This is a genomic window from Sphingomonas faeni (genome assembly GCF_040407505.1).
In the GTDB taxonomy this organism is placed as follows: Bacteria; Pseudomonadota; Alphaproteobacteria; order Sphingomonadales; family Sphingomonadaceae; genus Sphingomonas; species Sphingomonas faeni_E.
Genome location: NZ_JAPZPQ010000001.1, coordinates 1,027,670 through 1,041,648, shown reverse-complemented (window position 1 = coordinate 1,041,648; position 13,979 = coordinate 1,027,670). Strand labels below are relative to the sequence as shown.

The window sequence follows — 13,979 nt, the reverse complement described above, 5'->3', positions numbered from 1 at the left end:
ATCTCACCAGGATTTGCCGACCACGAGCCGGACGTTGCGACCGAAGATCGGACGGCCGTAAATCGCCTCCGAACTACCCTGGCCGCTCAACTGGTCGGTACGCGTGTTGCCTTCGGTCAGGCCGTGCGCGTTGAACAGATTGTCGCCGACGACCTGCACCTGCCACGTGCCATGCCGCACCGTCACGCCCGCGCCGGTCGTGCCATAGGCTGGCAGTGCGGTGTTGTTGTACAGGTCGACGAAGCGCTTCCCCATATAGGTATAGCGACCATAGACCGACACCGCGTTGTCGCCGAGATCGAAGTCGAAGCTTGGGCGGATGTTGCCGTAGATCTTCGGCTGGCGAACGATCTGCTTGCCCTCGGCCTGGACGGGATCGGCGCCGGTCGAGCTCTGGAAGTTCTTGTATTTGGGATCGCTGATCGTCAGCGCGCCGTTAAGCGAGAACCATGATGTCAGTGCGAGCGATCCGTCGAACTCGATGCCCTTGACCTGCGCTTCGCCGATGAAGGGAATGTTGACGTCGTTGCGTCCGGTGCTCGGGTCGAACGCCAGGAACGACGCATTGAGCGGATCGAAATTGGTATAGAAGCCCGTGACGTACAGGTACGAACGGCCTGCCGCCAGCTTCAGCCCGGCTTCGTACTGATCGGCGATCGTGGTGAGGATGGTCGGGTTGATGCTCATCACGGTCTGCACGCTCGGGGGCGTCTCGAGATGCGAGGCGCGCCCGTACACGCCTATATGCCGGTTGAAGTCGTAGTTGGCGCCCGCGGTCCAGTTGGTGACGTGCGGCTTGCCCGTCTGGTTGATAATGTTGCCGGTAAACGCACGCGTGGTGTCGTCTGCCAGCGTCGCGCCGTTGCCAAGATTTGCTTGTCCCGTCAGCGCGGCATAGCCCTTGTAGCTGTAGCGCTCGTGGCGGACGCCCGCGTCGAACCGCAGGCCGGGGAGTATCTCCCAGGTGTCGTTGGCGAAGAGCGCGATCATCTTCGCATCGGAATTGCCGCGGGTCAGCGTCGCGGCGTAGTTGAGTACGCCGTTATCCGTAACGGACCCGATCCGCGTTCCGGCGGCGTTGTAGGCGATCAGGTCGAGCGTACGTGGCTTGCCCGCCACCTCGATCAGGTAGTTCTGATAGATCGTCCGGCTATCCTCGCCGTAGAGGCTGCCATACACGCCGAGCTTTAGATCGTGGCTGCCGAAGCCGGTCTCGAACTTCTTGGCGACCGACAGGTTGACCTGGTTCGAATAGAATTTCGAATGGATGTCGCGGTACTGGCCCTGCACGACCAGGCCGGAGGCGGCGTAGGGATCGTAGACCGTGCTGGTGCCGGCGAGCACATAACCGAGCGACGCAACCGGACCGAACGCAGTTGTCGCGCGGGCGCGATAGCCGGTTGCAAAGCTGTTCGCATCGACCGGGTTGGTGGTCGAGTAGAACGCGTTGAAATCGAGCTTGCCCATCGTGAAGCCGGCCTTGGCGGAGACCAGCCAGCCGTCGAAATCGGCATCATATTGCGTACCGATGTTGATCATTCGCATATAGCGACCGTCGGCGAGGTCGCTCGACTCATTCTGGACCACGCCGGCACCGTCGCGGTAGCGCAGGTTGACGTTGCGCAGCGCTGGCGAGTTCATCGTGCCCGAGAAATAGTCGATATAGCGATCGAGCGAGACCGCCGGGTTGCGCGGGTCGGCGGTCGGGATGGGTAGATAGAACACGTTGTGATCGTTGACGTAGTTGACGCTCAGCCGAAGCGAGCCGTTGTCCAGGTCGTGCTTGATGTTGGCGCGGAACTGGCCGCCCTTGTCGTTCGGAAAGCCGTTGTCACGGTAGCCATCGTGATAGCGAACGAACCCGCCGACCGCGTAATAGGTCTTGCCGCCGAGGGGCCCCGACTGGACGATGTCTGCACGGTAGAGCCCGGTATCGCCGACCGTGACCTGTGCCTTGCCGCGCACCTCGTCGCGTCCCGTCACTTCGATCGCATTGACGATCGCGCCCGAATAGCTTGCGTAGACGGGGGCGGGACCGCCGCGAACGACTTCGACTCGCTCGGTCATCAGATCGGGCTTCAGGATCGCGTCGCCGCGGAAGAACACGCCGTCATTCTCATGGAACAGCGGCAAGCCATCCTGCTGGAAACTGACGAAGCCGCCGTCGTTCGGCAGGCCGCGGATACGGTAGATGTTCTGCACTTCGCCGCCGGTGATCTCGGTCTGGAAGCCCGGCAACTGTCCGATGAGGTCGGCAAAGTTTACCGGTGCGATCTTCTCGATGTCAGCCTGCGAGAGGACGTTGATCGCATAGGACGCGTCGAAGCGGCGTTGCGCGCGCGTCGAACCGGTGACGATGATGTCGCTTTTGGTTTCCTCGGGGGCCGCAGCAGGAGCGGCGGCGGCGGCTTTATCGGTTGCGGCCGCTGCGGCGGCGTCGGCCGCTTGGGCATAGGCGGGCGCGGCGATCGTTGCGCTCAAGGCAGCGACCGCAGCGCCGCTTGCGAGAATGGATTTGAGCATTGGTCCCCCCAGGAACTGATTTGCAAAGCAAGAATCCAGTCCCGTTGGAGGGCCAATGTTACATCTTGAATTATAAAACCAAAAAAATACCAATTCGCCGCGTTCTAGGCCAAGCAACGCGACCTCGGGCGACCATCGGACCGTGAAAGTTCGCTCCACGCTCTACCTGCCGATCCGGATCCCTGCCGCGTCGTCCTATCAGGAAGGGACGGCGATACTGGTGCTGCCCTTGGCAGCGACGCCAGGGCATCGGACGCATATCCGGGCTTGATCATGACGCTGACGTTCGCGGCCATGTAACTAGCCGACTCATCCAGATAACATGGCCCGTTAGTCAGTCATTTCCGGAAGAGGCGCCGCGGGATCGACCAGACCGGCATGACGGAGATCGTGCCAGAACGCAGAGGGTATGACTTCTGTCAGCGCTGCCCGGTCTTCGGCGATCCGGCTTGGCTGGCTCGCGCCAGGAATGACGGCCGCTACCGCCGGGTTCGCCAGCGAGAACTGAAGACCGGCAGCTTTCATAGTGACGCCGTGACGATCCGCTATGGTCTTGATCCGAGCTACTTTGTCGAGGATGGCGGGCGTGGCTGGGGCATATTCGAAGTTGGGGCCGCCGACGAGCACGCCCGAACTGTACGGCCCACCGACGACTACACCGAGGTTGCGCTCGGCGACCAACGGCATGACACGCTGGAGCGCGCGGCTATGGTCGAGTAGGGTGTAGCGCCCGGCGAGTAGAAACGCGTCCGGTCGCGGCTCTTCCAGATCAAGCAACGTTTCGATCGGTTCGCATAGATTGACGCCGAGACCCCACGCCTTGATCACGCCTTCGTCGCGCAGGCGGTCGAGTGCGCGGAAAGCTCCCGTGCGAGCCTCTTCGAACCGTCCGATCCATTCATCGCCCCAGAAATCGCGGGCAAGGTCGTGGACGAAGGCGATCTCGATATGGTCGGTGCGCAGGCGTTCGAGACTACCCTCGATCGAGCGCAACGTGGCGTCGTAGGAATAGTCGTTGACCACGGTGTTGGCGCGGCCGTGCGCGAACACGCCGGCTTTTTCGCCCTGCTGCCGTGCGCTGACGTCTTCGAATTCGTCCAGGATGACCCGGCCGACTTTGGTGCTGATGACGTAGTCGTTGCGCGGTTTGTCCGCGAGCGCCTCGCCCATCCTCAGTTCGGCGAGACCGGCGCCATAGAATGGTGCGTTGTCGTAATAGCGGATACCGTCATCCCAGGCCGCCTGGACCGTCGCCAGCGCCTCGTCCTGTGGGATGTCGCGGAACATGTTGCCGAGCGGTGCGGCACCGAAGCCGAGCTTGTCGGCGAGAACATCGTTGATGGCCATGATCGATGTCCTTTTCGGGAAGTTGAGCCCAAGTCCGGGCGGGAGGCGGCGCGCAACCTATAGCAGTCGTGGGGATGTATGCGCGATGCCGGCATCTGCAACCAGCGGGACTTTGTCGGAATTGTCGTTTGACGGAAGCCGTTGCGACACTTTCCGGTTGCGGGCGACGTAGACGAGGCCATAGATTCTGCCCAAGGACGTCCAATATCGGCTTCGGGACGATGGTGGGCTCGTCTCCGCGAGCATATTATTTTGCGTTTCCCGCGTCTGAATGCAGAAGCCGTTAGCCGACCTGTTCTCGATACCCCAGTCGACCCTTGCGTTGCGGCAGCGATCGGGCTGACGCGCCCGGCCATGAGCGGCGCGCTGATTCATACGACGTATCTGGCGATCTATCCGTCTTCCGGACGAGGTGCGAGCAGCAACGTGAGGCATTCACGATTCCGACCAGCGCGAGTAATTGTGCATATGCCTTGCTGACCGCATATTCTCGTGTGGAGCAGGCGTTATCTTGTTTCAATCATTACGAAATGCAAGGAACGCCGCTCCAGGTTGGCGGCATATGCCCGACAAGAGGATCAGTGTGTGACGATAATCGGTTCCAGGGTCGACGAGACCGGCACGCTGCTGCGTGATGGCGGCGCGTTCTATCTGCGGCGTGATCTGGGTGGCCGCTATCAGCTTGAGCTTCATCGGACGCCGGTCGATCTGGTCGAGAAGCGGGTTCGTCTGATCGGTACGCTGGTTGGCGCAGACCTCGTGAATGCAGATGGCGTTGCTCCCGCCTGACCCGTCGCTTCGACCCATCGCATTATGCGTCCGTCGATGATCGCAAGAACCGTTTTAGTCAGGCCTGACCAACGTTACCTCGGGGTAGCTTGCATCAATACACTCCAAGCCAAGCGAATGACCAGATGCAGGGATTCGCTCTCCAACCAATCCGCGCTGTTTCCAATGATGGCACATGAGAGCGGACTGGTTGGTGGTGTTCGATAGCAAGCGTTTCAGCTTATCTACAAAAAGACGAAGCCGTCGTCTCTGCATTTCATCATGATCGAGTCTGCATCGACTTTAGATTAAACGATGCAAACTCGTCACTGTTAAAAAGCCAAGGCTCGGGGCCGATTTGCTTTATTCAGTTAGCAACACGCTACCGGTTGTTGTTGTTGGTACGACGAAGGTCGCTGTGCCAGCTTCCGCGTTTAGGGCGACTGCCAATGACTTGCCCTTGAAGTTGGCAACGCCGGTGCCGGTCCGACCGTGGACGGTAACCGCGATGGTCTTCCACCAAGGCTTGAACCCACCCTCGGGCGTGGCGAAGTCGATCGACAGGCCGGTCGGCGTGATCGTGCAGCGCACCGTCTGGCGAAAATAGCCGCGGCGGGTGTACGCCAGCGTGCGGCCGTCATCCTCGTAGAGCGTGCCCTGGCAATCCGCGCCGGGATAGACGTCGAGCCGCAGCGGGCCGTTCGGGGTTTCGCTCGTGCTCTGGACCAGGGGCTGGCGGGGCAGGATCGTGCCGGCGCGGACGAACACGGGCAGGCGATCGAGCCGAGGCGTCTCGGTCACGCGGTCGCCCAGCGTGCGCGTGGTCGGCACGGCTTGCGTCGCGGACTGGATCGGACCTGCGGCGGCGGGCTCTGGCGTGCCGACACGCTGCCCGGTCCAATAGTCGTACCAGCCGCCCGCGGGGAGGCAGACGTCGTAGGTCTGCGGGGACTCGGGCTTGGGCGGCGGCGCGATCAGCAGCGACTTGCCGAGCGTGAACGCCATCGACTGGTCGCACGACGCGGTCGCGGCGGCCGGGTAATCGTAGAACACCGGGCGCATGATCGGATCGCCGAACCGCGCGTTCTGGTCCGCCAGTGCGTAGAAATACGGCATCAGGCGATAACGCTCCTCGATGAAGCGGCGGCGGATCGCGAGATGGTCGGGGCCATCGACCCAGGGCTCGACGCGCGGCGTGCCGGTCGCCGAATGGTTGCGGAACACCGGCGTGAACGCGCCGATCTCGGTCCAGCGCGTGAGCAGATCGGGGCTCGGGCCGCCTGCGAAGCCGCTGACGTCGGCGGCGCTGTAGCCGAAGCCGGACAGGCCGAGGTTGATGATCTGCTGGACCGACAGCTTCAGGTGATCCCAGGTCGCGCTGTTGTCGCCGGTCCAGGTGACCGCATAACGCTGCCCGCCGGCATAGCTCGCACGGGTCATCACGAACGGGCGCTCGTCGGGGCGCAGCTTGAGCAGGCCGTCATACGTAGCGCGCGTGTTGAGCATGCCGTAGACGTTGTGCGCCTCGCGGTGATCGGTGATGCGGACCGAGAAATCATCGCTGTCGATGCGGTGGCGGGTGTCGAGCGGCATCGTCTTGGTCGGCGTCTCGAAGATCGCCGGCTCGTTCATGTCGTTCCAGAATCCTGCGATCCCGGCGTCGAGGAACCCCTTATACTGCTGCCCCCACCAAGTCCGCGCGGCGGTCTTGGTGAAGTCGGGGAACACCGACGGGCCGGGCCATACTGGCGCGACATAGGGGCTGCCATCGGCGTTCTTGATGAACGCGTCGGCCTTCATCCCGCTCTGGTAGGGCGCGTAGCCCTGCTCGACCGCGGCGATGTGGAGGTCTGTGATCGCGACTAGCTTGATCCCATCCGCCTTCATTTCGGTGGCGAGCTTGGGAAGGTCGGGGAAGGTCTTGGCGTCGGTGGTGAAGGGGCGGTTGCGATCCTGATAGCCGATGTCGAGCCAGATGACGTCGGTCGGTACGCGATCGCTGCGCAGGCGGGCGGCGATCTGGCGAACCTCGTCGGCGCTGCCATAGCTGTAGCGCGACTGCTGATAGCCGAGCGCCCATTTCGGCGCGAGCGGCGCGTGGCCCGTCAGGTCGGCATAGCGGCGCGTGACCTCGGCCATCGATGGACCGGCGATGAAGTAATAGTCGATCGGACCGTCGGGGCCGCCGAACGAGAGCGTCTCGGCATCGCGGTGGCCGAAGTCGAACCAGGTGCGATACGTGTTGTCGAGCAGGATGCCGTAGCTGCCGCCCGCACCGCCGGTCCCGATGAAGAACGGAATCGACTTGTAGATCGGATCGTCCGCGCTGCTGAACCCGAACGCGTCGGTGTTCCAGTCGACGAAGCCGTGGCCGCGCCGGTCGAGCCCCTGCGTCTTGTCGCCGAGGCCGTAGAAATGCTCGGCGATCGGCAGCGTCTTCGTGATCGTGAACGCCTTGCCGTCGGTCGCGACCGGCGCGGCGTCGGCGGAGATGATCTTGCCGTCGAGCGTCTCGAAGGTGATCGCGCCGCCGGCACCGATCCGTACACGAACGCTGGCGGTAGTGAAGCCGTCGGGGGCTGCGCTCACCTTTGCGGTCTGCTTGCGGGTCGCCGCCGTCACCGCCCAGCTCGCATCCTCGGCGAACGCGCCGTTCTTGGCGACGCGCACGCGGACGAGGCCGTCGGTCATCGCGGTGATCCGCATGGTCGTCGCGCCCGCACGAACCTCGACACCATCATTGCGCGGGGTGAGCGTGGGGGCGGCGAGCGTGGTCGTCTGCGCTTGGACGGGCACACTGCACAGGCCAGCGGTGGCGGCGAGCAGGAGGGCGATGCGTTTCATACGTGATCCTTGTGGTCCGCGGCGGCGCGGAGGCGAGAGGCGTGCGACCCGAAATTCGATGCGCAACGGGTCAGGAAATCGTCGATCTTCGGTAGGTCGATGGGATCGATGTCGATGCCGGGCGGGATCAGCCGCACGGCATCTGGAAAGGTGCCGTAGCCCGCGAACAGGCAGTGCCAGCTGATCGCGGAATAATAGCGGCCGAGCCCGGCGCGGTCGATCGCCGCGACCATGTCCGCGCCGGTGAACCAGGTCGACATCAGCATCTTCAGGTCGTCGGATAGGGCTTCGATACCGCGCGCTTCCGCCCAATAGCCGGTCGGATCGTCGTGGCGCTGGTTCAGCCGGTAATGCGCGACGATGTAGTCGCGGACGCCGTCGTAGCGTGCGGCGATGCGCGTGTTGAACGCGGTGCGGACCGCGTCGGTAGCGCCGCCCTGATCGACCATGTCGAGGAACGCTTCGACGGTGGCGATGACGAGATGCAGCGCGGTTGCCTCGAGCGGTTCGAGAAAGCCTTGCGCGAGCCCGACCGCGAGCGCGTTGTGCGACCAGCTGTCGCGGACGCGGCCGACGCGCATCCTGAGGTGACGCGCTTCGCCAGCCTCGACGCCGATTTGTGCGCGCAACTCCGCTTCGGCCTGTGCTTCGGTCAGGTGGCGACTGGAGTAGACGTAGCCGTTGCCGTTTCGGCTGGTCAGCGGGATGTGCCACGCCCAGCCGGCCGACAACGCGGTCGCGCGCGTCTGGCTGGGGATCGGCGCGCCGGGCGCGTGCGCGGTCGGCATCACTACCGCGCGGTCGTTGAACAGTGCGTCGGCGTAGCTGACGAACGGCATTTCCAGCGCGCCAAAGATCGTGCTGCGGAACCCGCTGGCATCGACGAAGGAGTCGCCTGCGATACGCTCGCCATCGGTATCTATCAGCGCGGCGACGTTGCCGGATTGGGTGCGCTCGACGCTGACGATACGGCGCTGGAGATGGACGACGCCCAGCGTCTCGATCGCGTGCGCAGCGAGGAACGCCCCGACCTTGTACGCGTCGAAATGATAGCCGTAGCTGACCTCGAACGGGAAGTTGTCGGCTGGCTGCGGCGCGCAGTGCGCTGCGGCCAGGCGGGCGGGGAGCAGGAATTGGTCGGGGTGCGCGTCGACATCGCGGCCGGTCCGCCTTGCCCGTGCGTTGTAGAAGAACTGCGGCGCGGTGTGGCCGTCGAGCGCGGTGGGGAAGGGGTGGAAATAGCGCTCGTACCCGGCGCGGTCGGACCAGCCCTCGAAGCCGATCCCAAGCTTGTAGGTCGCGTCGCACGCCGGCATCCACTCGGCTTCGGCGATACCGAGCGTGTCGAAGAAGTGCTTCAACTGCGGCGTCGATCCTTCGCCGACGCCGACGATGCCGATCTCCGGGCTTTCGACCAACGTCACGCGGACGCTGCGATCCCGCCAGCGATGCGCGATCAGGCACGCAGTCATCCACCCGGCGGTGCCCCCGCCGAGGATGACGATGTGCTGGCCGAGCCCGTCGATCACCGCCGCAACACCAGCCCGGACAGCGGCGGCAGCGTCGTCGTGTCGGCGCCGTCGGTCGCGAACAGCATGTTGCCATCGGTCGCGATGCCGGTCGGCCAATCGCGCGCGTCATCGCCGAGATTGAACACGCAGAGCAGCGTTTCGTTCTCGGACTCACGCTCGAAAGCGATCACCGCGTCGTCGCTGTGGACGATCCGCAAGCTACCCAACCGCAACGCCGGATGCGCTTTCCGCGCAGCGATCAGCGCCCGCGTCCAATGCAGCAGCGATGTGGCGTCCGCCTCCTGCGCGTCGACCGCGATCGCGCGGTGATCCTCGCCGAATGGCAGCCAAGGCTCGGTGCTGCCGAACCCGAGATCGGGCGCCGCGCCGATCCACGGCATCGGCGTACGCGCGCCGTCTCGGGACAAGGTGAGCGGCCAGTTCGCGATCGCCTCCGGGTCGAGGAGGTCGTCGAACGCGATGTCGACCTGCGTCAGGCCAAGCTCCTCGCCCTGGTACAGGAAGATGTTGCCGCGCAGCGCGACGAGCAGCAGGATCTTCATCCGCGCGAACGCCTCGCGCTGGTCGGGCGTGGTCCAGCGCGACACCGCGCGCGGCGCGTCGTGGTTCTCGAACGCCCAGCTCGGCCAGCCGAGACCCGGCGTATCGGGCCAGTTGCCGACCGCATCGACGATCAGCTCGGGCGTCAAACGGTCCGCGTACAGGAAGTCGAACCCGTACGCGCTGTTGAGCCGGCCATTGCCGCCGGTGAACAGCTTCATCTCGCGGTCGCTGTCGTCGCCGCCGACTTCGGCCACGGTGAACCCGGCGCCATATTCGTCGAGTAGCGCGCGGATCCGCTCGATGAAGCCGACGATGTCCGGATGGCTCTGGTTGTGCAGCTTCTGCTGGAAATCGAACGACCGCGTGCGTGCGCGATTGGTCGCCGGTGCGGGCGGATTGTCGGTCAGCGCCGGGTCATGCATCGCGAAGTTGATCGCATCGAGGCGGAAGCCGTCGACGCCGCGATCGAGCCAGAACCGCGCGGTTGCGATCAGCTCGTCCTGCACCGCGGGGTTGTGCCCATTGAGCTGCGGCTGGTCCTTGAGGAAATTGTGCATGTAATATTGGCCGCGTCGCGCGTCCCAGGTCCAGGCGGGGCCGCCGAACACCGACTGCCAGTTCGATGGCGGCGTGCCGTCGGGCTTGGCATCCGCCCAGACATACCAGTCCGCCTTGTCGCCGCTGCGCGACGCGCGGCTCCGGCGGAACCAGTCATGCTCTTCCGAGGTGTGCGAATAGACCTGGTCGATGATGATCTTGAGGCCCAGCGCATGCGCGCGCGCGATCAGCGCGTCGAAATCGGCGAGCGTGCCGAAGATCGGATCAACGTCGCGGTAATCCGACACGTCGTAGCCGAAATCCTTCATTGGCGAGGTGAAGAACGGCGACAGCCACACCGCGTCGACGCCGAGGCTGGCGACATAGTCGAGATGCGCGGTAATACCCGGCAGGTCGCCGATCCCGTCGTCGTTCGAGTCCGCGAAACTACGGGGATAGATCTGGTAGATCGTCGCACCCTTCCACCACGGGTGGTCGGCAACGGACTCAGGCAATCGTGCAGGCATCAACGAGTCTCCGCGGCGCAGACGGCGTAGCCGAACGCGGGCAGGGTTAGTGTGACACTGCCGGGGGCGGCAGCGCGGGGCGCGCATGTGCCGGCGAGCGTAGTGAAGCGGGTGGAACCCGTCTCGACCTGCACCGCCTGTGTGATCGGCTTGGCCGAGGTGTTGAACGCCATCAGGGTTTCCGCACCCGTCGTCGGATCGAAGCGCGAAACGGCGAGCAGGCCCGGCGTTTCGCTACGGCTGCGAATGACCGTCCGGCCACGCGTAAGCGCCGGATGCGCGACGCGAACCCTCGACAGCTCGGCGATCTGGCGGAACAGCGGATTGGTCTCGCCGAAGCTCGCGGTCGCGGTCGTCTTGGTCGTGCCGAGCAGGCGATTGTCGTTGTAGATCGCCACCTTCGACGCGAACATGTCCTCCCGCGCGTCCTGGTCGTTGCCGTCGCCGACGAAGCCCTGCTCGTCACCCGAATAGATCGTCGGCACGCCGCGCAACGTCAGCAGCATCGCGTTCGACAGCAGGACTCGCTTCAGCACCTCATCGTCGGACGCCTGCGGGAATGCCTTCCGCACGTAGGTGGCGAAGCGGCCGTCGTCGTGGTTGCCGGTGAAGGTCGGCAGGATCGCCGCGGTATCGACCCCCTTTGCATACAGCGCGTCACCGTCGAACAACGCCTCGAACGCATCGGTGCCGCGCGTACCCGCGACCGTCTCGACCACCGCCTGGCGGAACGCGAAGTCTAGCACCGCGGGTAGCTTGTCGACGATCGTATGCTGCGCGAGCACCGCGGGGCGGATCTCGTGGTCGGAGACCTCGCCGAAGATGTGGAAGTTCGGGATGCCGTTCGCCTGCGCCCGCGTCAGCATCGCCGGCACGAACTGCGCCCAGAATTGGGGGTTCACGTGGCGCGCGGTATCGATGCGGAAGCCGTCGACCTTGAACCGGTCGACCCATGATCCGAAGATGTCGATCATCCCGCTCACGACGCGCGGGTTCTCCGTCATCACGTCGTCGAGCCCCGAGAAGTCGCCCATCGTCGAGCTCTCGTTCATGAAAGTCGTGTCGCCGCGATTATGGTAATAGATCGGGTCGTTGAGCCACGCCGGCACCTTAATATTGCGCTCGGCGGCGGGTACGTACGGCGTGTAGGCATAGGTCGTGTCCGTCAGCCTGGCGAAGTTCGCCACGGTCTGGACACCGTCGCCGACGAACCCCGGATTGATCGCCTTGCCGCCGACGCCGCCCTTGCGCTGGTACGGATAGGTCGCGCGATCGCGGTACGGGCAGGGCATGCCGACCGCGCATTCGCGGTACTGGATCACGTCTGCGGTGTGGTTGATGATGATGTCCATATACACCTTCATCCCGCGCGCGTGGGCCGCGTCGACGAAGGCGGTCATGTCGGCGTTGGTGCCGAGATGCGGGTCGACCTGCGTGAAGTCGGTGATCCAGTATCCGTGATAGCCAGCGGATTCGTGGCCCTGGGAACCCTGCACCGCCTTGTTCTTGAAGATCGGTCCGAGCCAGATCGCGGTCGCGCCGAGATGCTGGATATAGTCGAGCCGTTTGGTCAGGCCCTTCAGGTCGCCGCCGTGATAGAAGCCCTTCGCGGTCGGATCATAGCCGGTCTTCAGCCGATCGCCGGCGATCCCACCGCGATCGTTGGAGGGATCGGCGTTCTCGAACCGGTCGGGCAGGACGAAATAGATGACCTCGTCCTGCGGCGCACGCGCGCGATAGTCGGCGGGCGGCGCGGCGGCCGCGCCGGACAGCGCGAGCAGGATGGCGGCGGAAATGCTCATGCGCCGAGCCCTGCCGGTGACGCGCAATGTTGCGCGACGAACGCGGCGTGATCCTGCATCTGGCCCGCCTCGCGCGCGTTCAGCTTGTCGATCGTGTCCATGAATTCCCCCAGGTCGCTCGTCGATATCGCGTCGGCCAGCGGGTGGTGGCCCGCCGGCATGATGCCTTGTCCCGCCAGCACCTGAAGCCAGCCGACTTCGGTGAACAGCTCCTCATGCTCGCGGACGATGTGTCCGTTGCCGCGCCACAGGTCGATCTTCGCGGCGAGCGTGTCGGGCACCGCCATGTCGCGGCACTGGCGCCAGAACGGCGTGTCGTCGCGCGCCGTCGCCTTGTAGTGGAGGATGATGAAGTCGCGGATACGTTCGTATTCGAAGTCGCTCTGGCGGTTGAACTCGGTGCGATCGGCGTCGGCGATGACGCGGCCGGGCAACAGCTTGAGAAGGCGCGCGATCGCCGACTGGATCAGGTGGATGCTGGTCGATTCGAGCGGTTCCATGAACCCGGCGGCGAGCCCGAGCGCGACGACGTTGCGGTTCCACATCCGCTTGCGCCGGCCGGTGCGGAACGCGATCGTCCGCGGATCGGCCATCGCCGGCGTATCGAGTCCGCTGAGCAAGGTCGCTGTCGCCTCGTCCTCGCTCATATGCGCGCTGGAGAACACCACGCCGTTACCGGTCCGATGCTGCAACGGGATCCGCCACTGCCAGCCGGCGGCATGCGCGGTCGATCGCGTGTACGGCGTGAACTTTTCGCTGCGCGCCGACGGTACCGCGATCGCGCGGTCGCACGGCAGCCAGTGCGTCCAGTCCTCGTACCCGGTGCCGAGCGCCTCCTCGATCAGCAGCCCGCGAAACCCGGTGCAGTCGATATACAGGTCGGCGGCGACGGTAGTGCCGTTCTCCAGCACGAGGCCGGAGACGTCGCCGCTCTCGCCGTCTCGCGCGACGCGGACGATCTTGCCCTCGATCCGGTTGACGCCGCGGGTTTCGGAATAGCGCCGCAGGTACCGCGCATAGAGTCCGGCATCGAAATGGTAGGCGTACGGCATCGACGGCAGCACGCGCGACGTGCGGGCGGGGCCGCGCTGCATGCGCTCGGCAAGCGCCGCATGCGTGTTCAGCGAATAGGCACCGAGATCGCCAGCCAGCCCGAGCGACCGCGCGCGGAGCCAATATTGGTGGAACGGCAGCAAGCCGACATCGCGACCGATATCGCCGAACGCATGCATGTAGCGATGGCCCGGCTTGAACCAGTCGACGAACTCGATCCCGAGCTTGAACGTGCCCCCAGTCGCGCGGAGGAACGCGTCCTCGTCTAGCCCGAGAGCATCGTTGAACAGATGGATCTGCGGGATCGTCGCCTCGCCGACGCCGACGGTGCCGATCGCGTCGGACTCGATCAGGTCGATCTCGTATCCCGTCTCCAGGAACCGCGCGAAGGTCGCCGCCGCCATCCAGCCGGCGGTGCCGCCACCGGCGATCACGATACGCAAAGGGTGATTGGCCATCGTCCGCGTCCCCGCTTCGAAACCGTCAGGTGCCGCCATCGCGGG

General features: G+C 64.7%; 8 protein-coding genes. 1 reads left to right on the top strand and 7 read right to left on the bottom strand.

The window, feature by feature from the left end:
* Nucleotides 1-3: 3 nt before the first annotated feature.
* A complete protein-coding gene (locus O6X71_RS04665; RefSeq protein ID WP_353464677.1) occupies nt 4-2,523 on the bottom strand; it encodes a TonB-dependent receptor in 2,520 nt (839 codons plus the stop codon).
* Between the two features lie 330 nt (nt 2,524-2,853).
* The gene (locus tag O6X71_RS04660) at nt 2,854-3,870 is read right to left on the bottom strand and encodes an aldo/keto reductase (RefSeq protein ID WP_353464676.1); all 1,017 of its coding nucleotides are present in this window, start codon (nt 3,868-3,870) and stop codon (nt 2,854-2,856) included.
* Between the two features lie 585 nt (nt 3,871-4,455).
* On the opposite strand from O6X71_RS04660, the gene O6X71_RS04655 reads away from it, so the two are divergent.
* Nucleotides 4,456-4,659 carry a DUF5818 domain-containing protein gene (locus O6X71_RS04655; protein ID WP_353464675.1) on the top strand — a complete coding sequence of 68 codons (204 nt, stop codon included), beginning with the start codon at nt 4,456-4,458 and terminating at the stop codon, nt 4,657-4,659.
* Between the two features lie 342 nt (nt 4,660-5,001).
* On the opposite strand, the gene O6X71_RS04650 is transcribed toward O6X71_RS04655, so the two are convergent.
* Genes O6X71_RS04650 through O6X71_RS04630 form a run of 5 tightly spaced genes read right to left on the bottom strand, consistent with a single transcriptional unit; the run spans nt 5,002 to nt 13,973 of the window.
* Nucleotides 5,002-7,482, bottom strand: coding sequence for a TIM-barrel domain-containing protein (locus tag O6X71_RS04650; protein ID WP_353464674.1), 2,481 nt, complete (start codon nt 7,480-7,482; stop codon nt 5,002-5,004).
* On the bottom strand, nt 7,479-9,011 hold the full coding sequence (locus O6X71_RS04645; protein ID WP_353464673.1) for a tryptophan halogenase family protein: 1,533 nt from the start codon (nt 9,009-9,011) through the stop codon (nt 7,479-7,481). Before O6X71_RS04645 ends, O6X71_RS04650 begins: the two co-directional genes overlap by 4 nt.
* Nucleotides 9,008-10,621 carry an alpha-amylase family glycosyl hydrolase gene (locus O6X71_RS04640; RefSeq protein WP_353464672.1) on the bottom strand — a complete coding sequence of 538 codons (1,614 nt, stop codon included), beginning with the start codon at nt 10,619-10,621 and terminating at the stop codon, nt 9,008-9,010. The genes O6X71_RS04645 and O6X71_RS04640 overlap by 4 nt, the downstream gene beginning before the upstream one ends.
* Nucleotides 10,621-12,423, bottom strand: a complete 1,803-nt coding sequence (locus tag O6X71_RS04635; RefSeq protein ID WP_353464671.1) for an alpha-amylase family glycosyl hydrolase — start codon at nt 12,421-12,423, stop codon at nt 10,621-10,623. The genes O6X71_RS04640 and O6X71_RS04635 overlap by 1 nt, the downstream gene beginning before the upstream one ends.
* Nucleotides 12,420-13,973, bottom strand: a complete 1,554-nt coding sequence (locus O6X71_RS04630) for a tryptophan halogenase family protein (RefSeq protein WP_353464670.1) — start codon at nt 13,971-13,973, stop codon at nt 12,420-12,422. Before O6X71_RS04630 ends, O6X71_RS04635 begins: the two co-directional genes overlap by 4 nt.
* Nucleotides 13,974-13,979: the final 6 nt, after the last annotated feature.

What these genes read in the sequence shown, in the direction of transcription:
- O6X71_RS04665 (WP_353464677.1), bottom strand. Translation starts at nt 2,523, where the DNA reads ATGCTCAAATCCATTCTCGCAAGCGGCGCTGCGGTCGCTGCCTTGAGC.
- O6X71_RS04660 (WP_353464676.1), bottom strand. Translation starts at nt 3,870, where the DNA reads ATGGCCATCAACGATGTTCTCGCCGACAAGCTCGGCTTCGGTGCCGCA.
- O6X71_RS04650 (WP_353464674.1), bottom strand. Translation starts at nt 7,482, where the DNA reads ATGAAACGCATCGCCCTCCTGCTCGCCGCCACCGCTGGCCTGTGCAGT.
- O6X71_RS04640 (WP_353464672.1), bottom strand. Translation starts at nt 10,621, where the DNA reads ATGCCTGCACGATTGCCTGAGTCCGTTGCCGACCACCCGTGGTGGAAG.
- O6X71_RS04635 (WP_353464671.1), bottom strand. Translation starts at nt 12,423, where the DNA reads ATGAGCATTTCCGCCGCCATCCTGCTCGCGCTGTCCGGCGCGGCCGCC.
- O6X71_RS04630 (WP_353464670.1), bottom strand. Translation starts at nt 13,973, where the DNA reads ATGGCGGCACCTGACGGTTTCGAAGCGGGGACGCGGACGATGGCCAAT.